16 protein-coding genes are annotated in these 19,826 nt (G+C 64.7%); 5 read left to right on the top strand and 11 right to left on the bottom strand.

Features of this window, described 5'->3' with window-relative positions:
* The 3 genes from bioF to bioB are packed head-to-tail and all read right to left on the bottom strand — an operon-like array spanning window position 1 to window position 3,333.
* Window positions 1-1,146, bottom strand: coding sequence for an 8-amino-7-oxononanoate synthase (gene bioF, locus GWL_RS09060; protein ID WP_008329082.1), 1,146 nt, complete (start codon window positions 1,144-1,146; stop codon window positions 1-3).
* 10 nt (window positions 1,147-1,156) lie between these two features.
* The gene (locus GWL_RS09055; protein ID WP_008329080.1) at window positions 1,157-2,323 is read right to left on the bottom strand and encodes a cytochrome P450; all 1,167 of its coding nucleotides are present in this window, start codon (window positions 2,321-2,323) and stop codon (window positions 1,157-1,159) included.
* The gene (bioB, locus tag GWL_RS09050) at window positions 2,320-3,333 is read right to left on the bottom strand and encodes a biotin synthase BioB (RefSeq protein ID WP_008329078.1); all 1,014 of its coding nucleotides are present in this window, start codon (window positions 3,331-3,333) and stop codon (window positions 2,320-2,322) included. Before bioB ends, GWL_RS09055 begins: the two co-directional genes overlap by 4 nt.
* A gap of 110 nt (window positions 3,334-3,443) precedes the next feature.
* Between bioB and GWL_RS09045 the strand changes: the two genes are divergently transcribed.
* Window positions 3,444-4,082, top strand: a complete 639-nt coding sequence (locus GWL_RS09045; RefSeq protein ID WP_008329077.1) for a GntR family transcriptional regulator — start codon at window positions 3,444-3,446, stop codon at window positions 4,080-4,082.
* On the opposite strand, the gene GWL_RS09040 is transcribed toward GWL_RS09045, so the two are convergent.
* On the bottom strand, window positions 4,079-5,026 hold the full coding sequence (locus GWL_RS09040; protein WP_008329076.1) for an AraC family transcriptional regulator: 948 nt from the start codon (window positions 5,024-5,026) through the stop codon (window positions 4,079-4,081). The genes GWL_RS09045 and GWL_RS09040 overlap by 4 nt on opposite strands.
* Window positions 5,027-5,129: 103 nt before the next feature.
* Between GWL_RS09040 and GWL_RS09035 the strand changes: the two genes are divergently transcribed.
* Together GWL_RS09035 and GWL_RS09030 are read left to right on the top strand one after the other, a co-directional pair.
* Complete coding sequence (locus GWL_RS09035; protein WP_008329075.1) at window positions 5,130-5,879, top strand: SDR family NAD(P)-dependent oxidoreductase; 750 nt, start codon at window positions 5,130-5,132, stop codon at window positions 5,877-5,879.
* Window positions 5,880-6,011: 132 nt separating this feature from the next.
* Entirely contained in the window at window positions 6,012-7,424 is a 1,413-nt protein-coding gene (locus GWL_RS09030; RefSeq protein WP_008329074.1) for a PLP-dependent aminotransferase family protein, read from the top strand.
* 21 nt (window positions 7,425-7,445) lie between these two features.
* Here GWL_RS09030 and GWL_RS09025 read toward each other — a convergent pair whose 3' ends face one another.
* Window positions 7,446-7,652 (bottom strand): hypothetical protein, encoded by a 207-nt coding sequence (locus tag GWL_RS09025; RefSeq protein WP_034350355.1) that lies wholly within the window; start codon window positions 7,650-7,652, stop codon window positions 7,446-7,448.
* Between the two features lie 157 nt (window positions 7,653-7,809).
* Window positions 7,810-8,628 carry a lysozyme inhibitor LprI family protein gene (locus GWL_RS09020; protein WP_008329072.1) on the bottom strand — a complete coding sequence of 273 codons (819 nt, stop codon included), beginning with the start codon at window positions 8,626-8,628 and terminating at the stop codon, window positions 7,810-7,812.
* Between the two features lie 196 nt (window positions 8,629-8,824).
* Between GWL_RS09020 and GWL_RS09015 the strand changes: the two genes are divergently transcribed.
* The gene (locus GWL_RS09015) at window positions 8,825-11,251 is read left to right on the top strand and encodes a DNA polymerase II (protein WP_008329071.1); all 2,427 of its coding nucleotides are present in this window, start codon (window positions 8,825-8,827) and stop codon (window positions 11,249-11,251) included.
* Between the two features lie 106 nt (window positions 11,252-11,357).
* Here the strand turns inward: GWL_RS09015 and GWL_RS09010 are convergent, their stop codons facing one another.
* Both GWL_RS09010 and GWL_RS09005 read right to left on the bottom strand, forming a co-directional pair.
* Window positions 11,358-11,555 carry a hypothetical protein gene (locus tag GWL_RS09010; RefSeq protein WP_008329069.1) on the bottom strand — a complete coding sequence of 66 codons (198 nt, stop codon included), beginning with the start codon at window positions 11,553-11,555 and terminating at the stop codon, window positions 11,358-11,360.
* A 66-nt stretch (window positions 11,556-11,621) separates the two neighbouring features.
* On the bottom strand, window positions 11,622-12,866 hold the full coding sequence (locus tag GWL_RS09005) for a multidrug effflux MFS transporter (RefSeq protein WP_008329068.1): 1,245 nt from the start codon (window positions 12,864-12,866) through the stop codon (window positions 11,622-11,624).
* Window positions 12,867-13,189: 323 nt separating this feature from the next.
* Between GWL_RS09005 and GWL_RS09000 the strand changes: the two genes are divergently transcribed.
* Complete coding sequence (locus tag GWL_RS09000; protein ID WP_008329066.1) at window positions 13,190-14,911, top strand: methyl-accepting chemotaxis protein; 1,722 nt, start codon at window positions 13,190-13,192, stop codon at window positions 14,909-14,911.
* Window positions 14,912-14,959: 48 nt separating this feature from the next.
* On the opposite strand, the gene GWL_RS08995 is transcribed toward GWL_RS09000, so the two are convergent.
* The 3 genes from GWL_RS08995 to GWL_RS08985 all read right to left on the bottom strand — a co-directional run bounded on the left by GWL_RS08995 (window position 14,960) and on the right by GWL_RS08985 (window position 19,672).
* The gene (locus GWL_RS08995) at window positions 14,960-17,107 is read right to left on the bottom strand and encodes a c-type cytochrome (protein WP_157174218.1); all 2,148 of its coding nucleotides are present in this window, start codon (window positions 17,105-17,107) and stop codon (window positions 14,960-14,962) included.
* 246 nt (window positions 17,108-17,353) lie between these two features.
* Window positions 17,354-17,917, bottom strand: a complete 564-nt coding sequence (locus tag GWL_RS08990; protein ID WP_008329064.1) for a cytochrome b — start codon at window positions 17,915-17,917, stop codon at window positions 17,354-17,356.
* 132 nt (window positions 17,918-18,049) lie between these two features.
* The gene (locus GWL_RS08985) at window positions 18,050-19,672 is read right to left on the bottom strand and encodes an ABC transporter substrate-binding protein (protein WP_008329063.1); all 1,623 of its coding nucleotides are present in this window, start codon (window positions 19,670-19,672) and stop codon (window positions 18,050-18,052) included.
* Window positions 19,673-19,826: the final 154 nt, after the last annotated feature.

Below are 19,826 nucleotides of genomic sequence, written 5' to 3'. Positions count from 1 at the left end.
TCAGGCCAGGGCGGTCAGCGCCGTTACCAGACGTGCGACGTCGGCCGATGTATGGAGGGCCGACAGGCTGATGCGCAGACGTGCCGTTGCCTTGGGTACCGTGGGGGGACAGATCGCCGGGACCCAGATCCCCTGCGCGCGCAGTGCGCTCGACATGGCGCGGGCCGCTGCGTTGTCTCCGATGATCAGCGGTTGTATCGCCGTAGCGGAGGGCAACAGCGTCCAGGGCAGACCGGCCAGGCCGCTGCGCAGTTGCGCGGCCAGTTCCTGCAGTCGCTGGCGGCGCCATTCATCCTGTGCAATCAGGCGCAGGCTGGCCGAGGTGGCCGCCGCCAGCGCGGGCGGATGGGCGGTGCTGAACATGTAGGTACGGGCGCGCTGCAAAATCCATGCAAGCACCCCGGCTTCACCTGCGACGAAGGCGCCGGCCACACCGGCGGCCTTGCCCAGGGTTCCCATGGTCAATACGTGCGGCGCGTGGACGCCGGCCAGGGCCAGGCTGCCGCGCCCCTGCGGTCCCAGCACACCCAGGCCGTGGGCATCATCGACCAGCAACCAGGCCGCGTGGCGGCCACAGACCGCCGCCAGTTCGGCCAGCGGTGCGAGGTCGCCATCCATGCTGAAGACGGCATCGGTCAGCACCAGCTTGCGTCCCGCCGTGCAGCGCGCCAGCACCTGCTCCAGGCGCTCCACGTCGTTGTGGGGAAACACCTTCAGGCTGGCCCCGGACAAGCGCGCCCCATCGATCAGCGAGGCGTGTGCCAGACGGTCCACGATCACCGTATCGCCCTGGCCGACCAGCGCCGGGGTGACACCGAGATTGGCCATGTAGCCATTGGCGAAGAGCAGTGCCGAGGGCATGCCGACGAAGTCGGCCAGTTCGCTTTCCAGCACCTCATGGGCAAGACTGTGGCCGCTGATCAGCGGCGAGGCCGCCGCACCCAGGCCGTAGCGTTGCAGGGCCTGGGTGGCGGCGGCCAGCAGCGCGGGATGATTGGCCAGGCCCAGGTAATCATTGCTGCAGAAGGACAGCTCAGCGCGTCCATCGACCTGCAACAGCGCGCCTTGCGGACCATCGACCACGCGCCGCGTGCGCAGCAGGCCCTGGTCGGCGAGGGCGTCCAGCGCCGGGGTGAAATCTTGCATGGAGGACCTTTCAGAAACAAACAGACAAGTGATCCAGTGCCCGATAGGCGGCCTTGTCTTGCCAGACCGGTGCAGCCTGAGCCAGGGTCAGGGTGGGCAGGCGCTGCATCAGTGCAGTGAAGGCAATCTCCGCTTCCAGTTGCGTGAGGGCGGCACCCAGACAGACGTGCGGTCCCTGACCGAAGCACAGGTGCATGCCTTCATCGCGCCGGATATCGAAGCGCTGCGGGTCGCGGAAGCGCCGTGCATCGTGGTTGGCCTGGCCGATGTGCAGGATGGCCAGTTGCCCGCGCCGCAGCGTCTGACCCGCCAGGGTGAGGTCCTGCAGCAGGCGGCGGCCGGTGTATTGCACCGGACTGTCATGGCGCAGCATCTCGCGCACGGCCAGGCGCAGGGCAGCGGCATCTGCTTGACTTGCCTGGAGCGCCGCCCATTGCTGCGGATGCTGCAGCAGGGCCAGCAAGCCATTGCCCAGCAGGTTGCGGGTGGTTTCATAGCCGGCCATGAACAGGGTGCAGCATTGCGCCAGCAGTTCGTTGCGGTTCAGTTGCCCGTCCGCATGGGCTAGCAGCAGCCCGCGCAGCAGACAGTCCGGCGGCAGCTCGGCGGGGTGTGCCAGTGTTTGTCTGAAGAATTCACAGAGATTCTGCATGGCCTGCTGCGCAGCCCCGGTCTGGCTCGCCTCGGGCGTGGGACTGCCGATGAAGGCGGCCAGATCGGCCGCCCAATCGATGAATTGCGTCGGCACACGCTCCGGCAAGCCCATCAGTCGGGCAATCACCAGTGCGGGCAAGGGGCGTGCGAAGCGCGCGATGAAATCGAATCCCCGCGCTGCCTGCGGATCGGCCACGATGTCGTCGATCAGTCGATGCGCCAGTGCAGTGATGCTGGCGCGCCGGGCCAGCAGGTCGCCCGGCTTGAACCAAGGAGTGAGCACGCCGCGCAGGCGTCGATGAGCGCGTGCGTCGAGGAACAGCAGGGAGCGCGAGAACAGGCGCTTGAACTGCTGCCGCTGCGGGTCCTGCTTTTGCCCGGCGCTCTCGCCCCGGGTACTGTTGATCCAGCGTGCCGCGCGCCGCACCGAGAAGCGCGGATCGCGCAATGCCCAGGCCACTTCCTCGTAACCGGTGATGACCCAGGCCCCGCCGCAATGGGCGCTGCTCCAATGCAGGCTCATCCGGCGGAGGCAGCGGCCGCCTGCAGTCCCAGGCGCTGCAGCAGATCAAGGTCGGCCGAGACCGGTGCATTGGCGGTGGTCAGCAACTTGGCTCCCAGGAAGATGGAATTGGCACCGGCGGCAAAACACCAGGCCTGGGTCGCCTCGCTCATGCTCTCGCGACCGGCCGACAGGCGGATCACCGCATGCGGCAGCGCGATGCGGGCTACGGCCACGGTGCGCACGAATTCGAATTCGTCCAGTGGCGCAACATCCTGCAGTGGTGTGCCGGCAATGGGGACCAGATGGTTGATCGGCACCGATTGCGGCGGCACCGGCAGGCTGGCCAGCTGGGCAATCAGGCCGGCACGCTGGGCGCGCGTCTCGCCCATGCCGATGATGCCGCCGCAGCACACGTTCAGACCGGCTTCCTGCACGCGCTGCAAGGTGTCCAGCCGATCCTGGTAGCTGCGGGTGGAGATGACCTGGCCATAGAAATCCGGGGCGGTGTCGAGGTTGTGGTTGTAGTAGTCCAGCCCGGCCTGCTTGAGCGCCTCGGCCTGGGTCTGTTCCAGCATGCCCAGGGTCATGCAGGTTTCCAGTCCCAGCGCGCGGACCTGGCTGACCATCTCGGTGAGGGCGGCCATGTCGCGCTGCTTCGGATTGCGCCAGGCCGCGCCCATGCAGAAGCGCGTGGCACCCTGGGCGCGCGCAGCCCGGGCCGCCTGGACCACGTCATCCACGTCCATCAACTTGCCCGCCGGGACGCCTGCTTCCTTGTGATGGGCCGACTGCGCGCAGTAGCCGCAGTCCTCGGCGCAGCCGCCGGTCTTGATCGACAGCAGGCTCGACAACTGGACTTCATTGGGCCGGTGGTGCTCGCGGTGTACGGTCTGTGCGCGGTACAGCAGGTCCAGGAAAGGCAGTTCGAACAATTGCGCAATGGCGCCGCCGTCGACCGTGGTCGGCGCGCGGTACCAACGCAGGGGCGCACTGGCGGGTGCGGCGGTGGGGGAAGGGCACTGGCTCATCGATAAAATCCGGTCCGTGGATAAAAAGGCATAGAATTGCGTTCCGGCGGATTCTAACTTCGCTCAAATTCGTTCAACAATTTCTTTTTTCATAGATTATCTATAAAAATATGGTGCATCATTCCGAGCATCCGAGCACCGTGGAACGCATCGCCGAGGTGCTGCGCACACGCATCATTCGCGGTGAAATCGCAGGCGGGGCGGCGCTTCGGCAGGACCATGTGGCCCAGGAATTTCAGTCCAGCCACGTGCCGGTGAGGGAGGCTTTTCGCCAGCTGGAAGCACAGGGACTGGTGCTCACCTTGCCCCGTCGCGGGGTGCGCGTAACGCAGGTGGACCGGGCCGCCGTGAAGGAAAATGCCGAGATGCGCGGCTCGCTGGAGATCCTGGCGCTGCGCCACAGCGCCCGCAAGTTCGGTTCCGAGCACATCGCCCGCCTGGAACAGGCGCAGCAGGCTTGCGCCGAGGCGGCCTCCCTGATCGAATGGGACGCGGCCAACAACCTGTTTCATGACATCCTCTCCAGCGAGTGCGGCATGCCGCGCTTGCTGGCGGTGCTCAAGCAACTGCAGCTGACCAATTCGCGCTACCTGTTCTCGACCGGATTCAAGCGCGGCTGGCAGCCACGCTCGGATCACGATCACCGTCTCATCATCGACGCCTTGCGCGATCGCAAGACCGACCGCGCCGTGCAACTGCTGAGCATGCACATCGGCACCATGGAACGGGTTGGGTTCGTGGCCGCTTAGGCGGGGGCCTGTCGGGCGAACGCCGAAGGCGGTATGCCCACATGGCGGCTGAAGGCTACGCTGAAGGTGGAGGCCGAACTGTAGCCGACCTGTTGCGCGACCTCGGCCATGGAGACAGTCTCGTGTAGCAACAGCCGCTTGGCCAGGGCCATGCGCCAGGCCAGCAGATATTCCATCGGCGCCAGTCCGACTTCACGGCGGAATCGTTCGAAGAACGAAGAGCGCGACAGTGCGGCGGCCCGCGCCATACGTGCCACGTCCCACTCCTCGGCGGGCCGCGCATGTATGGATCGCAGAGCTGCGGCGAGCCGTACATCGCCCAGGCCGCGCAGCAGGCCCGGTGTCGCTGCGGCACCGGTATCTGCACTGGAGCGCAGTGCCTCGATCAGCAGCACTTCGAGCAGGCGCGAGAGCACCACATCACGCGCCGGTCGTTCGGCGCGGTACTCGTCGCCTACCAGCTGCACCAGCGTAGCCAGACGAGCATGGGCGCGTACCACCACCAGGCTGGGCAGCAGCGAGAGCAGCAAGGGCGTATCCGGCGACTCGAACACGCAATGACCGACCACCAGTTGCACCTGCGGCGGCAGACCCGGCGGACCGAGATGGTAGCGGCCATCCGGCAGACGGGGCGGCGGATGATCTTCATCGAGCACGCAATCCTCGCTGTCTTCCATGCTGGCCACGTTGAAACCTTGCAAGGCAGGGGCCAGGAAAAAATCGCCGGCATGCAGCACGATGCACGCCTCTTCAGAGGCCGTGCCTGGTGCATCACGCAGGAGTCGACAACTGCCTTCCAGCACCGCGCAATAGAAGGCCAGCTCGGGCCGCGACCGCTGTACCCGCCAGCGGCCGGCACCCTGCACATACTTGGTGTAGCGAGGGGCGGGCTGTAGCAGGCTGACCACTTCAGCCAGGGGATCGATAACGGGTAAAAGGGTCATGGCTGGACGAATGCCAATGAATGATGGACTTTCGATTGTAGCAAGTCCGGTGATGAGAGCCTATTCTTGGTCTTGTTCTCTCTCACCGCACAAGGAAACGATCATGAAAACCGTCCTCATCACTGGCTGTTCGTCCGGCTTCGGCCTGGAAATCGCAAGCTATTTCCTGCAACGTGACTGGCAGGTCATCGCCACCATGCGCACACCCCGCAGTGACCTGCTGCCAGCCTCGCCGCACCTGCGCATTCTGCCGCTGGATGTGACCAGTGCCGCCAGCATTGCCGCCGCCATCGAGCGGGCCGGGCCCATCGACGTGCTGGTCAACAATGCCGGCATCGGCGCACTGGCTGCCGTGGAAGGCCAGGCCATGACGCAGGTGCGCGAGATCTTTGAGACCAACACTCTGGGCAGCATCGCCATGACCCAGGCCGTCATCCCGCAGATGCGCGAGCGTGGTGCCGGCGTGATCGTCAATCTCACCTCCTCGGTCACCCTGCGCTCGCTTCCCTTGCTGGCGGTCTACACGGCCAGCAAGGCAGCCATGAATGCCTTCACCGAATCAATCGCCATCGAACTGGCCAGCGTGGGGGTGCAGGCTCGCCTGGTGTTGCCGGGTCGGGCGCCGCATACGCGCTTTGGTGAGAACGCCCGGCCACGCATGGAGGGCGCCATTCCGCCAGCCTATGACGCGCTGGCCGCCCAGGTGTTGAGCCAATTCCAGGATCATGCGCAGATTACCCACGCCAGTGATGTGGCCGCGGCGGTCTGGCAGGCAGCGACCGATACGGCGGCACCCATGCGCATTGCGGCAGGGGCGGACGCGGTGGAATGGATGCGCATGGCCTCGGCTTGAGCGGGCAGGGGTTACCAAACCTTGGCACAAAGGGAAGTCACGATGTATGGATTTTTGACGTCCATACATCCATACTAGACGACCGCCCCGCAGGAACGACCTGCTGGCACACTCGTTCATCCCAGGAGCCGCATGGCCAGACCGGACCCCCCACACGCCGCAGGGCATACTCTGCACTGGATTTCCCGCTTTACGGCCGGAGGTGGCCCGCGTTACCTGCAGATCGTCGGCTTCATGGAGCAGGCCATCTCGGAGGAGCGCCTCAAGCCCGGTGACCGCCTGCCGCCGCAACGGGTGCTGGCCGAACGCCTGAAGGTCGATCTGACCACGGTCACCCGCGCCTACGGTGAGGCGCGCCGCCGCCATCTGCTGGAGGCGCGCGGTGCGGCCGGCAGCTTCGTGGCTGCGCCCAAGGTGGATTTGAGTCAGGTGATCGACCTCTCCATGAACATTCCGCCACCCCCGGCCGGCATCGACCTGGACGACCTGTTGCGCCAGGGGGTCTCGCAGGTGCTGATGCACAGCGATATCGATCTGCTAATGACCTACCACCTGGGTGGCGGCAGCAGTGCCGACCGGGCGGCCGGGGCGCTGTGGCTGCAGGACATGCTGGGCGCGCTCGAGGAGAGTCGGGTGCTGGCCTGTCCTGGGGCGCAATCGGCACTGGCCGCCTTGCTGCTCTCGCAGACCCGGCCGGGCGAGACCATCCTGGCCGAGCCGCTGACCTATCCCGGCCTGCTGGCCGCCGCTGCGCAATTGGGGCGCAACGTGGTCGCCGTCGATGTGGATCACGAGGGCATGCGTCCTGATCTGCTCACTACCATGGCGCGCAGGCATGGCGCCCGCCTGGTGTACCTGAACCCGACCCTGCAGAACCCGACCACCCACACCATGCCCGCTGCGCGCCGTGCCGAGATCGCGGCCGTGGCCACGCGCATGGATTTGCGCATCATCGAGGATGATCCCTACTGGCGCTTTGCCGCCAACGCGCCCAGGCCGCTGGCGCACTATGCGCCCCGGCACGTGTTCTATGTCTCCACACTGGCCAAGTGCCTCTTGCCTGGGCTGCGCACCGCCTATCTGGTCACGCCCCAGGGACAGTCACAGGAGGAGGTGCTGGCGGCACTGCGCTCCTTCGTGCTGATGTCCACGCCGCTGACCACGGCACTCTCGACCCAATGGATACACGACGGCACCGCCGCTGCGCTGACCGCGGGCATCCGCCAGGAAGCCTGGGCCCGCCGGGAGCTGGCCTTGCGCACCCTCGGTGATGCAAGCCTGGCCGACAGCGGCGGCATCCACCTCTGGAAAGCCTTGCCGGAGCGCTGGAAGGGACAGGATTTCGTGGTCAAGGCCAGGGAGGCCGGGCTCAATGTAGTGGCTCAGGACAGCTTCGAGGTTGCTACCCAGCGCTCGCGGTCCGGTCTTGGACCGCACATCCGGATCTCGCTGGGGCGTTCACGCAGCCGCTTTGAACTGGTCCACGCATTGCGGCGGCTGATGGAGCTGGCCCATCGCCGCAGTGTGCGTGAAGTGGTGGTGTAGCGTCGTGACGAAGACGTGCGGCTAGGCATGCAATGCGCTGGTGGTATGGCCACGCGCGGCGGCCAGGATCTCGCCGACGGCTTCGTCTTCGGAGTGGGCAGCCAGCGGCAGGGAGCCTCGGCTGATTTCTGCACGATCCTTCAGGATCGCGTAGGAAGCTTTCCAGCGGCCCTCGCTGTCATCGGCCTGATAGACCAGCAGGTAACCGTCGAATTCGATTTTCTTCATATGAGCTTCTCGCCAGGGCAAGGGGAGCATGCGCACCATGCTCGGTGCTGCTCAGTATGCCCGTGTCGTGCCGCCCCGCCTGTCATCCCTCTTCGCTATCGCATGTAGGACAAGTGCGCAATCGCATGCCGCCCGTGGCCAGTTGCCATGGCTGTTGCTATTGCGACTGCACCGGTGCCAGCAGGCCGTTGACGGCATCGCTGACGATCAGTCCCGGCAGCGAAGCACGGTCATTGCTGACGATGACGGTGTCCTTTTCCACGTCGCCCGGCAGGGCCAGCTGTGCGATGTAGCGGCAATCGGCACTGCAGGTGTAGCGCAAGACGGTCTGGCCGCGCACGGCTTCGAGGATGTATTGCCCGTTCTCCATGCCGTAATAGCGCACGGCCACCAGCGGCTGTGTCTCGGCTGCCTGGGGATCGCGATAGAAATACTGGCCGCGCTCGACTCGCGCATAGTGCGGCCAGGGCATGCTGCCTTGCGGTGCCAGTTGCTCGATCTGGCGCGTGTCCAGCCCCAGCCGCAGGGCTTCTGCCGCCGCCGGCGCACTTGTGGTGGCGCCTGGCGGCACGGCTGCCAGGGCGGGCACGGGCGATCCGGCCGGTGACTTGGGCGGCGTGGCCGACAGCGCCACGGGTGATGCAGCCGGCGCCGCCTGGGCCTGCAGTTCGGCCTGGCGGCGCTGATACCAGGCCAGCAGGCAGTCGCGGTCACGGCAATTCTGTTCGCGCCAGCGCCATTGCGCATCGCTGGCCGTCCGGAAGGCGCGCACATCGGTGGCAGCCTGGCGGGCGCGCCGATAGGTACGGCCCAGTTGGTCATCCAGGGCCGACAGTTCGGGGTCGCGGCAGATGGTCTTCTCGTTGGCCGACCCGGCCTTGCTGCAATCGAAGCTGGCGGCGCGGGCCGGCGAGAGTTCAAGTGCACCCAACAGGCTGGCGCTGGCGAGCAGGAGGACGAGGGGCAGGGATTTCATGGCGAGACTCTCCGTATTGCGGGAACGTGATGGGCGCCAGCATCGCACCGCCTGCCAAGGCTCAAAACGTGGAGAAGAAACGGAATTTTTTAAAAATCTTTGCAGCTGAAAAAGCGTGTTGGGGATTCTTCACAATTGCTCTGCCCCATGGGTGCGCAAGGATGCTCACATCCAAGTAGAATCCCGTCTCCATCGCATGTATCCGCAACCGCCGGTGACCGACGCAGCCACTCCCACGACTTCTTCCGCCTTGCGCCCCGGCGAGCGCGCAGGTTTCCTGCTGTCCCGGCATTGGCGCGATACGCCGGCCGGGGTGGAGATCGAGCTGTGGCTGGCCACCGACGACGGTCCGCAATGCCTGCGCCTGCCGCCGCAGATGGCGGTCGCCTTCGTGCCGCAGGAGCATGCCGATCGGGTGCGGGCACACATCGTCAACGAACCCGATATGGAACTGCGCACGCTGGCGCATTTGAAGGATCTCAGCCAGCGTCCTGTACTGGGTCTCTATGCGCGCCAGTACCGCAAGCTGCTGAAGATGGAGAAGGCCCTGATCGCCGCCGGCATCAGCGTCTACGAAGCCGACATCCGTCCGCCCGAACGCTACCTGATGGAGCGCTTCATCAATGCCCCCGTGGCCTTCCAGGGTGTGGACGATGGCCACGGCGTGCTGGTGGAGGGACGCATTCGTGCCTTGCCGGGTTATCGCCCGCCCCTGAAACTGGCCTCACTGGATATTGAAACCAGCTGGCAGGGTGAGCTCTACAGCATCGCCATCGAAGGATGCGGCCAGCGCAGCGTCTTTGCGTTGGGGCCGCCCAGTGGTGCGGTGGCGGCGGTGAACTTCGATCTGCAGTTCTGCCAGAGTCGCAAGGAACTCATCGACTGCCTCAACACCTGGATCGCGCGCCATGATCCGGATGCGCTGATCGGCTGGAACCTGGTGCAGTTCGACCTCAACGTGCTGCAAAAGCAGGCGCAGAAATACCAGACCCGGCTACGTCTGGGTCGTGCCGGGCGCGTGCTGGAGTGGCGCGAACACGGCATGCGCGCCAATCATCTGCTGGTCAATGCGCCGGGCCGCCTGGTGATCGACGGCATCGAAAGTCTGCGTGGGGCCTTCTGGAATTTTTCCTCCTTCAGCCTGGAGAACGTGGCGCAAGCCCTGCTGGGCGAAGGCAAGGCCATCGCCACGCCCTATGAGCGCATGGACGAGATCGATCGCATGTTCAACGAGGACAAGGCGGCCCTGGCGACCTACAACCTCAAGGATTGCGAGCTGGTCACGCGCATCTTCGAGCAGACCGACATCCTTTCCTTCCTGCTCGAACGCGCCAGCGTCACCGGGTTGCAGGCGGACCGCAGCGGCGGTTCGGTGGCGGCGTTCACGCATCTCTATTTGCCGCACATGCACCGCAAGGGCTATGTCGCCCCCAACCTGGGCGATGCCGAGGCGCTGGCCAGTCCGGGCGGCTTCGTCATGGAGTCGCGCGCGGGCTTGTACGACTCGGTGATCGTGCTGGACTACAAGAGCCTGTATCCCAGCATCATCCGCAGTTTCCTGATCGATCCGGTGGGACTGGTCGATGGCACCTTGAATGAACCCGACAGCGCTACCGTACCCGGCTACAACGGTGCGCGCTTCTCGCGCCGCAGTCACAGCCTTCCCGCCATCATCGCGCAGATATGGGAGGCTCGCGAGGCTGCCAAGGCCCAGGGCAACAAGCCGCTGCAGCAGGCGCTGAAGATCATCATGAATTCCTTCTACGGCGTGCTGGGCTCGACCGGTTGCCGCTTCTTCGATTCGCGCCTGGCTTCGTCGATCACACGGCGCGGGCACGAGATCATGCACCGCACGCGCGAGCTCATCGAGGAGGCCGGTTACGAGGTCATCTATGGGGATACCGACTCCACCTTCGTCTGGCTGCGGCAGCCTCATGACGACGCCAGGGCGCGCGAGATCGGATTGCAGCTGACTGCACGCATCAACGCGTGGTGGCGACATCACCTGGCCGAGCAATACCAGCTGGAAAGCGCACTGGAACTGCAGTTCGAGGTGCATTACCAGCGTTTCCTGATGCCGCACGTGCGCGGTGCCGACACCGGCAGCAAGAAGCGCTATGCCGGTTACGTGTGCACGGCCGAGGGCCAGGACAAGGTCACCTACAAGGGGCTGGAAACGGTGCGCACAGACTGGTCGCCACTGGCACAGCGCTTCCAGCAGGAACTGTATCTGCGCATCTTCCGGGGCGAGCCCTACCGCGACTTCATCAGCGGCTATGTGGCCGACCTGCTGGCCGGGCGGCTGGATGCGTTGCTGGTCTATCGCAAGCGGCTGCGCCGCCAGCTCGACCATTACGAGAAGAACGTGCCGCCCCATGTGCGCGCAGCGCGCATGGCCGATCAGGTCAACGAGGAGGGCGGACGACCGCTGCAATACCAGCAGGGCGGCTGGATCAACTACGTCATGACCACGGCGGGACCGGAGCCGCTGGAAAAACGCCGTGCCGCCATTGACTATGGGCACTACCTGGAGCGTCAGCTGGCACCGGTGGCCGACGCCATCCTGGTGTTCGTGGGCGATAGTTTCGCGGCAGTTACCTCGCCGCAGCGGGAGTTGTTTTGATGTGCCGGGGCCAATGACAAAGGGCCGGATTCATCGAATCCAGCCCTTGGCCGACCTGCGGGCATACGGCGATTGTTTACGCCAGCGCCATGACTGTATTCACGCTTCAGCGGTAATGCGAATCCTGCTCGTGCGGCGCCCGGCGTACATGGCGCACGCGCACCGGTACCGGCTGCGGTCCTGTCTTGCCATACACCTTCTGCCACAGCACCAGCCCGAACGCGAGACCGCCCGCCAGCAGGTAGACGGCATAGAAGGCGGCGAGATAGCTACCGTAGTGCAGCAGGGTCTGGATGATGGCCATGGGGTCCTCCGTGGAATGAATCAATGTCGATGGCCCCATCGTATTGCACCTGCCGGGATGCCGATATCAGGGTTTTTCTGATGGGCGCACCTGCAACGATGCCGGGGCCGGGGCCGTCTGCAGGTGCTGCAGCAGCTTGCCGATCATGGCGATCACGGTCAGCCCGACGATGCAGAAGAATACCGCCAGCGGCGTGAGACTCTGGATGGAGACGAATCCGGCCAGCCCCATCATGCCCGAGGACACCAGCAGCAGCGCGAAACCCAGGATGGCGCTGGTGAGCCCGGCAATGTGCGGGAAGATCGAATTGCCCTTGGCCATGAGCGTGGGATACATGGCCCCGGCGCAGAATGCCATCACCAGCACCGGCGAGATGAGCGTCCACACCTGCAGCCCCACGGTCAGACCCAGTGCCAGCATGGCGAAGGCCGCCGCCGTCATCACGCGCGCGCCGATGCGCAGGCGCTGTTCCGCCGTGGGCAGGCGGCGATGGTGGATGCGGTTGGAAATGCCCCCCAGGAAATACATCATCCCGATGGCCAGTGCCAGGTAGCCGAAGAAGGTCGGTGGCTGGTGCAAGGTATTCTGCACCATGAAGGGCCCGACGATATTGAACACCAGCAGGATGCTGTAGCACAGCCCCTGGGCCAGGAAGCAGCTCTGAAACACCGGGCTGGCCAGGACCATGCGCGCATTCTTGAGCAACGTGACCGGATGCAGCTGTACCGGCCGCTCCAACGTCTCTCGGTAGCGCCACAGGATGGCCCACATCGCCAATGAATAGATCAACAGGAACACCAGACAGGAACGCCAGCCGAAGGCTTCCTGCAGGTGCGCCCCGATCACCGGCGCAATGATCGGGGCCAGGCCCCAGGCAATGGCCATGTAGGTATAGGCATGTACCAGCGCCTGTCCGGCGAAGGAATCGGTGATGATGGCCTTGGCCAGCAGGTTGGTGGCAGCGATGCCGAAGCCCTGCAGCACCCGCGCCGCGACAAAGGTCTCCAGGTTGGGGGCGGCCAGCGACAGCACGCAGCCCAGTGTGAACAGGCCCAGGCCCAGCATCAGGATGCGCTTGCGCCCATAGGCATCGGCCAGCGGCCCGAATACCAGTTGGCCGAAGGCATAGGCGATCAGATAACCCGTCACGCTGGTCTGGATGGCCTGGGCCGAAGTGGCATAGTCGATGGCCATTTCCGGCAGGGCCGGTACGTACAGGTCAATGGCCAGCTGACCCGCCGAGGCAAAGGCGCAGATCAGAAACAGCAGGAAACGCGGATGATTGGCAGGACGCGATGCAACGGGGTTCATGGGGAGGCAGTCTGCAGGGCAAAGTCCGCTATTGTGAACCTGGATGCAGTTTTCTGCTGGCGCTCATCCAATCGTGAACGCAGCGTCACTCATAAGATGAAAATGTTCTGATCTTTTTGTCATGAACCAAGATAGTTTTAGAGAGAAATTCAAATTTATTCGATAAAAAAAACGAACGAATTCTAGATTCATCGAGCATCTCTGCGGGATTCCTCCCAAACCGAAGCACCGCAAGTATCGTCCGCCTGCCGGTCGGCGAAGCACGGCCCAAAAGGCTTTGCCCGCTGCGCCCGGCTTTTTTTCGGACGAACAGGGAGGGGAAGATGTCGATCTATAAACGGTTTTCAATCAGGCAGATCCTGCTGACGCTCACCGTCATCATCGCGGGGCTGATGGTCACGCTGGTGGTGGTGGCCATGGCCGAGGCGCAGGCCGGGCGCGAACTCAACCAGGCCCATATGCGGCGTCATGTCTCGCAGCAGCTGGCGGCGGAATTGCGTCAGAGCTCGGATGATCTCACGCGCCTGGCGCGCACCTACGTGGTCACCGGCGATGCGGAGTATGAGCGCCAGTATCACGCCATCCTGGATATTCGCGACGGCAAGCGCCCACGCCCCGAGCATTACGAGCGCATCTACTGGGATCTGGTGGCTGCCGACGGCCAGCCGCCCCGTCCCGACAGCAACGTGACGGCCTCGCTGGCCGCGCTGATGCAGCAAGCCGGCTTCACGCAGGCGGAGATGGACAAGCTGCTCGAAGCCAAGCGCAATTCCGATACCCTGGTCGCTACCGAGACCCGGGCCATGAACATCGTCCAGGGACATTACCAGGGCCGCCCGGGCACTGACCTGCTGCTGGCCGAGCCGGACCTGGCGCTGGCTCGCAAGATCATGCACGACCACGCCTATCACGTGGAAAAGGCGCGCATCATGCGCCCCATCGACGAATTCCTGACCATGCTGGAGACGCGCACGGAGCAGGAGATCGCTCAGGCCAGCCAGCGCGCCGAATCCCTCAGTGCCCTGACCACCTTCGTGGCGGGCATGGTGCTGCTGGTACTGGCGGTGAGCCTGGCCAGCCTGTACCGCCTCATTGCCGGGCCGCTCAGTCAGGCCGCCGATGTGGCCACGCGGGTCGCCAAGGGCGATCTGTGCGGGCACATCGAGGTCGATTTCAAGGGCGAGACCGGCCAGTTGCTGGCCTCGTTGCAGCACATGCAGCAGGGCTTGATCCACATCGTACGCCAGGTGCGTCATGGCGCCAGGGTCATGCGCGGTTCGGCCGGAGATATTGCCGACGGCGCCCTTGACCTGGCCACGCGCTCGGAGCAGCAGGCTTGCTCGCTGGAGCAAACCGCGGCGGCCATGGAGCAGTTGAGTTCGACCGCGCAGCAGAGCGCTGCACACGCCCAGCGCGCCAGCGCCCTGGCCGATTCGGCAGCACGGGTGGCCGCCGCCGGGGGCGCTGCCGTCGAGCAGGTGGTGCTCAAGATGGGAGCCATCCAGGCCGCTGCCGGCCGTATCGTCGAAATCATCGGGGTGATCGACGGCATCGCCTTCCAGACCAACCTGCTGGCGCTGAACGCGGCCGTGGAGGCAGCCCATGCCGGTGAGCAGGGCCGTGGTTTCAGCGTGGTCGCCAGCGAGGTGCGGGTGCTGGCACAGCGCTCGTCGGCCGCCGCCCAGGAGATCAAGGACCTGATCGTGGCCTCGGTGGCGCAGATCGAAGAAGGAAGCCAGCGTGCCCAGGCGGCCGGCCTGACCATGCAGGAAGTGGTCACGCAGGTGGGTTGCGTGAACCAGGTCATTGCCGAGATCGCCAGCGTGAGCATGCAGCAGTCGGCCGGCGTGGTGCAGGTGGCCGAGGCCGTTAGCGCCATGGATCAGGTCACGCAACACAATGTGGCGCTGGTCCAGCAGTCCTCGGCGGCCGCCGAAGCGATGCGTCTGGCCACTGAACGCATGGCCGAACTGGTGGGGTCGTTCCGGCTGGATCATGGCGAATTCCATGACGGCGATGGCATGGTCATCGACATGGCCGCCTGAGGCGAGCCGCGATGCTGCGCCCGGCCCCGCCATGACGCACCTCAGTAGTCAGTAGCGGGCATCGGCCGGCTTCTTGTCCCGGGGCCAGTCCTTGACCTTGGGTGCGAAGTCAGGACGTGGCTGGTGCGTGAAGAACTCGGCCACATCCACCGCCTCCTGGTCCGACAGCCCGCCCTGACCCAGCGGAAAGCGATCATGCAGGGCGATGGGCATATTTTGTTTGACGAAAGCGGCAGCCGTGTAGGTACGTGCCATGCCGGCACCGATGTTGAAGGACTGCTCGCCCCACAGGGCAGGGTAGATCCACTGGCCGGCCTGGCTGCGCAGCCCTTCGCCCTGTGCCCCATGACAGGCAGCGCACTGGGCGCGGTAGATGTGCTCGCCATTGACGGGATCGGGTTTCAGCGTCCGGTCGATTTTGCCGATGCCGCGTCCCGGCACCTTCTGGCCGGGCTGGGTATCGCGACGCATCCATTCGATATAGGCCAGCATGGCCTTCATGTCTTCCGATCCCGGTGGCAGGGGCTTGCCGTTCATGGAGCGGGGGAAGCAGCCATTGATGCGGTCTTCCAGCGTGATGACCCGTCCGGCCCGCGCCGCATAGCTGGGGAAGGCTGCCGATACACCGACATAAGGCGAACCACCGCCGACCGTGCCGGCATTGAGATGGCAACTGGCGCAGTTCAGTCCGTTACCCACGTGCTGCGGCAGCATTCTTCCGGTCTCGATATTGAGGCGGGCTCCGTGAACCAGCTGGGCCGCATTCTTCTCCTTGAGCATGTCGGCCAGGCGCGGGGCGTCGAAGTGCGGACCGCCCTGTTTTACCTGATCTGCCCCCAACTGTGCGCGCAGTCCGGCGACCTGTTTCGCGCTGATGCTCGCGTCTTGACGTCGGCCCCAGCTGGCCCGCACGAAGTTGATGATCTCGGCAATCTCGTCATCGCCCAGCTCGGCAAACGCAGGCATGCTCAATACCCGCGGCTGGCCATGTGTGCGGGCGGTACGCCATCCGGTGAGCATGATGTGGATCAGCGAGGATGGCTCATCGCTCTGCACGGTCGGATTGCCCGCCAGCGGAGGGAACAGCGCCTGTACCCCGTTGCCGTCGCTGCGGTGACAGGACACGCAGAACTGCACATAGCCCAGTCCGCCGCGCGAGGTGTACAGATTGGAGGGGACGGTACCGGCGACCTCGATGGCCGGCGTGGCCGTACCAGCGGCATGGGATGGGGAGGGCAGGCTGGCCAGATAGCTGCCCACGGCCAGCAGATCCTCGTTGCTCAGGTATTGCGTGCTGTGCTGGACCACATCAACCATGTTGCCCGCCACCGTACCGAGGCGATTGCTGCCGGTCCTGAGCAGTCGGGCCACGTCCTCCGGTTGCCATTTCCCGCGCAGGTCGAGGGCACGCCAGTGTTCCACCGTCTCGCCGGAAAGGAACAGCGAGCCATTGCTGCCGGCCTCGCTCATGGTCTTTTCCTGGAAGCCGACGCCGCGTGGCGTATGGCAGGCGCCGCAGTGACCGGGGCCCTGGACGATGTAAGCGCCGCGATTCCATTGCGCCGAGCGCGAGGGGTCCGGCTGGAAGACGCTGCGTTGCAGGAAGGCCATGTTCCACAGCGCCATGCCCCAGCGCTGGTTGAAGGGGAAAGACATCTCCAGCGGCTGGTTGGCTTGCCTGACCGGCTTGACCCCTTGCATGAGATAGACGTACAGGTCGCGCATGTCCGCTTCGGTCATCTTCGCGTAGGACGGATAGGGCATGGCCGGATAGAGATGGTGTCCGTCCGCCGTGACGCCTTCACGCATGGCGCGGTCGAACTGCGGAAAGCTGTATTGGCCGATTCCGGTCTGGCGATCCGGGGTGATGTTGGTGGAGTACAGCTTGCCGAAGGGCGTTTCCAGCGCCAGGCCACCGGCCAGGGGCTTGCTTTTGTCGCTGGTGTGGCAGGCCGCGCAGTCACCCAGCCGGGCGATGTAGCGGCCGCGCAGGACCTGTTCACGGGTGCTGGCGTCGAGGGCGTCACTGAAGTCGGCAGGAAGGTCATCCGGCACGGCGGGCAGGATCGCTGCGCCGGGCGGCGCACCTGTCGGCGGGGCGGCAGCGGCCAGGGGCGAGGTCAGGGTGCAGCACAGCGTGAGCCACGCAAGCAAGAGCGCGGTCTGTCGGGCAAGGGCAAGACGAAGAGTTGACATGATGGGTCCTGATCGTTTTTGTCGAGACGGGATGCCACCATTTAAACCTTGCTCCGCAGTCACTTCGACGCGATGATCCGACCCTGCTTGATCTTGCGCAAAGACCGTTGGCGCGATGCCTGTCAGGTTTTTGACGGCCTTCACAAACAGGCCGGAGCATGAAAAAAACGCCACCCGGAATAATGCCCGGATGGCGTTGTCGTCAGAGCAGGGGCAGCAACAGCTGCTGCCCGCGTCAGGCGAGCGCTACTTGCGCGCTGAACGCAAGGACATCCGCTGCAGGATCGGCATGCGATCAAACAGTTGATGCCACAGCGCGCCCAGCACATGCAGCCCGACCAGGAAATAGACCGCATTGCCCATGAACTCGTGCACTTCCTTGATGGGGCCGCGCACGGCCATGTCCTTGGCCAGGATCACCGGCAGCGTCATGCCGAAGAAGACCACATCGCGCCCACCGGCCTGGGTGAACAGGATGCCGGTAATGGGCAGGCCGATCATGACCGCATACAGCAGCAGGTGCACGGACTGCGCACCGAGTTGCTGCAGGCGCGGCAGCGGCAGCTCCGCTGGCACGCCCAGCGTCTTGCGGGCGATCAGGCGCACCACGACCAGGATCAGTACCAACTGGCCGGCGTGCATGTGCACGGTGCGCAGCAGATCGCGCAGGGGATCTCCCTTGGGGATGTCATCGCGGTATTCGATGGTGGCCAGCGCCACCACGAACAGCAGGAACATCAGCCAGTGCAGCGCGGCGTAGAGGGGGTGATAACGGGTGCCTTGCCCGAGTACATCATCGGTATTGTTCATCTGGGTTCCCATGGAAAAAAATGTTCCCAATGGTAAGTCAGGAAACTTAGATCAGCATTAGCCTGGCGCAATATTTTTCTGACCAATGCTGACCATCGCCCCGTCATTGCCCCGCAACTTGTATGGATCAGATCACGCATCCAGCCATACATGCTCGGCGAAGGAATACCCCATCATGCCGCCCAGCGGAATCGGCGAGAGTCCCTTAAGCTTGCTGCTGTACCCGTCCAGGCTGGCGAGGAACATGGGAATGCCGATCCCGGCCTGCTCATGAATGAGGGTCTGCATGTCTCCATACATCTGCTTGCGCTTGCCGATATCGATCTCGGCGCGCGCAGCCGTCAGCAACTGGTCGAACTGCTCGCTCTTGAAACGCGACTCGTTCCAGGCGGCCTGGGACTGGAAGAACTGCGTGAGCAGTACGTCGGCGCTCGGGCGCGGATTGACGTTGCCGAATCCGACCGGATTGCTGAGCCATTGGTTGGCCCAGTAGCCTTCGGGCGGCATGCGCTTCAATTCCAGTTCCAGGCCGATGCGCTGCGCGGTCTGCTGCAGCACCGTGGCGATATCGACGGAATACATGGCCGCCACCGAGCAGACCATGGGCACCTTGCCGGTCACGCCCGATTTCTGCAGGTGGTACTTGGCCTTGTCCAGGTCCATCTGGCGTTGTGGCAGGCCGGCCAGATAAAAGCGGTTGGTCGGATCGATGGGCTGATCGTTGCCCAGCACGGCGTGGCCGCGCGCGATGTTCTTGCGCATCACTTCGCGGTCCATCAAATACTTCATGGCCAGCACGAAGTCGGGGTTGCTGCCGGGGCCGATGTCCTTGCGCAGGATCAGGTCGGTGTAGGCGCCGGACTGGGTTTCCAGCACCGCAAAGCCGGAGCTGCCCTTGATCCGCTCGATGGTGCGCGGATTGAGGTTGGCCACCAGGTCGAGTCCGCCCGAGAGCAAGGCGTTGACGCGTGCATTCTCGTCGCCGATGCCGACCAGTTCGATCTCGTCCAGATAGGGCTTGCCAGGCTTCCAGTAGTTGTCGTTGCGCACGACCACGGAGCGGATGCCCGGACTGAATTCCTTGAGCTTGTAGGGGCCGGTACCGATGCCGGTGCTGAAGTCGGTCGTGCCGGCCTTGACGATGTGGAAGTGGAAGGTGCCGACGATGACCGGCAGGTCGGCATTGGGTGCAACCAGGGTGACGGTGACTTCGTTGGGCCCGCTCTCCTTGACGCTGTCGATCTGGTCGGCCAGGGTCTTGGCCTTGGACGCCGTGGCCGGGTCCTTGTGGCGCATGAGCGAGAACACCACGTCGGCCGGCGTGAGCGGCTTGCCGTCATGGAAGGTAACGCCACGGCGCAGCTTGAACACCCAGACCTTGGCATCCTTGCTGCTGAACGACTCGGCCAGGGCCGGTTGCGGCGTCAGACTGGCATCCAGCGAGGTCAGGCCGTTGTAGAGCATGGTGCCGCGCGAGTAATCGGTCTTGTTGGCCTGCTTGGCCGGGTCCAGCGTGTCGCTGACCGAGGCGGTGTCGCTGCCCACACGCAGCTTGCCGCCGCGACGCGGAGTCTGGGCGTAGGCGCTGGCGGCGCTGGTCGCCAGGCTGCCGGCCAGTGCGGCCTGCATGCCGCCGGCCATGAGCACCTTGAGAATATCGCGGCGGCTGGCGCCACGCTTGAGGCAATCCATCACACCGGCGGTATTGCTGGCCAGCAGAGTGAGATCGTGTTTGTTCTTGCCGTTGTCGTCCATGTTGCAGCTCCCTGTGTGGTTGAGGCGTGAGAAGACAGGCGGGCCGGGGGGATGGCCGGTCCGGACTTGGATGAATTGATGCAAGCTGGCGCCGCGCAGCGCCAGTCAGGGCGGGCTGTACGGCCCGCCGGGAGATGGGCGGATCGCGCGATCC

This window comes from Herbaspirillum sp. GW103, from assembly GCF_000261365.1.
Taxonomy (GTDB): domain Bacteria; phylum Pseudomonadota; class Gammaproteobacteria; order Burkholderiales; family Burkholderiaceae_D; genus Herbaspirillum.
Note: the sequence above shows the minus strand (reverse complement) of the source record. Positions and strands in the feature narration are given on the sequence as shown.

Bases quoted from the DNA above. Each gene is read 5' to 3' on its own strand.
- bioF (WP_008329082.1), bottom strand. From the start codon at position 1,146: ATGCAAGATTTCACCCCGGCGCTGGACGCCCTCGCCGACCAGGGCCTG.
- GWL_RS09055 (WP_008329080.1), bottom strand. From the start codon at position 2,323: ATGAGCCTGCATTGGAGCAGCGCCCATTGCGGCGGGGCCTGGGTCATC.
- bioB (WP_008329078.1), bottom strand. From the start codon at position 3,333: ATGAGCCAGTGCCCTTCCCCCACCGCCGCACCCGCCAGTGCGCCCCTG.
- GWL_RS09045 (WP_008329077.1), top strand. From the start codon at position 3,444: ATGGTGCATCATTCCGAGCATCCGAGCACCGTGGAACGCATCGCCGAG.
- GWL_RS09040 (WP_008329076.1), bottom strand. From the start codon at position 5,026: ATGACCCTTTTACCCGTTATCGATCCCCTGGCTGAAGTGGTCAGCCTG.
- GWL_RS09035 (WP_008329075.1), top strand. From the start codon at position 5,130: ATGAAAACCGTCCTCATCACTGGCTGTTCGTCCGGCTTCGGCCTGGAA.
- GWL_RS09030 (WP_008329074.1), top strand. From the start codon at position 6,012: ATGGCCAGACCGGACCCCCCACACGCCGCAGGGCATACTCTGCACTGG.
- GWL_RS09025 (WP_034350355.1), bottom strand. From the start codon at position 7,652: ATGAAGAAAATCGAATTCGACGGTTACCTGCTGGTCTATCAGGCCGAT.
- GWL_RS09020 (WP_008329072.1), bottom strand. From the start codon at position 8,628: ATGAAATCCCTGCCCCTCGTCCTCCTGCTCGCCAGCGCCAGCCTGTTG.
- GWL_RS09015 (WP_008329071.1), top strand. From the start codon at position 8,825: ATGTATCCGCAACCGCCGGTGACCGACGCAGCCACTCCCACGACTTCT.
- GWL_RS09010 (WP_008329069.1), bottom strand. From the start codon at position 11,555: ATGGCCATCATCCAGACCCTGCTGCACTACGGTAGCTATCTCGCCGCC.
- GWL_RS09005 (WP_008329068.1), bottom strand. From the start codon at position 12,866: ATGAACCCCGTTGCATCGCGTCCTGCCAATCATCCGCGTTTCCTGCTG.
- GWL_RS09000 (WP_008329066.1), top strand. From the start codon at position 13,190: ATGTCGATCTATAAACGGTTTTCAATCAGGCAGATCCTGCTGACGCTC.
- GWL_RS08995 (WP_157174218.1), bottom strand. From the start codon at position 17,107: ATGTCAACTCTTCGTCTTGCCCTTGCCCGACAGACCGCGCTCTTGCTT.
- GWL_RS08990 (WP_008329064.1), bottom strand. From the start codon at position 17,917: ATGAACAATACCGATGATGTACTCGGGCAAGGCACCCGTTATCACCCC.
- GWL_RS08985 (WP_008329063.1), bottom strand. From the start codon at position 19,672: ATGGACGACAACGGCAAGAACAAACACGATCTCACTCTGCTGGCCAGC.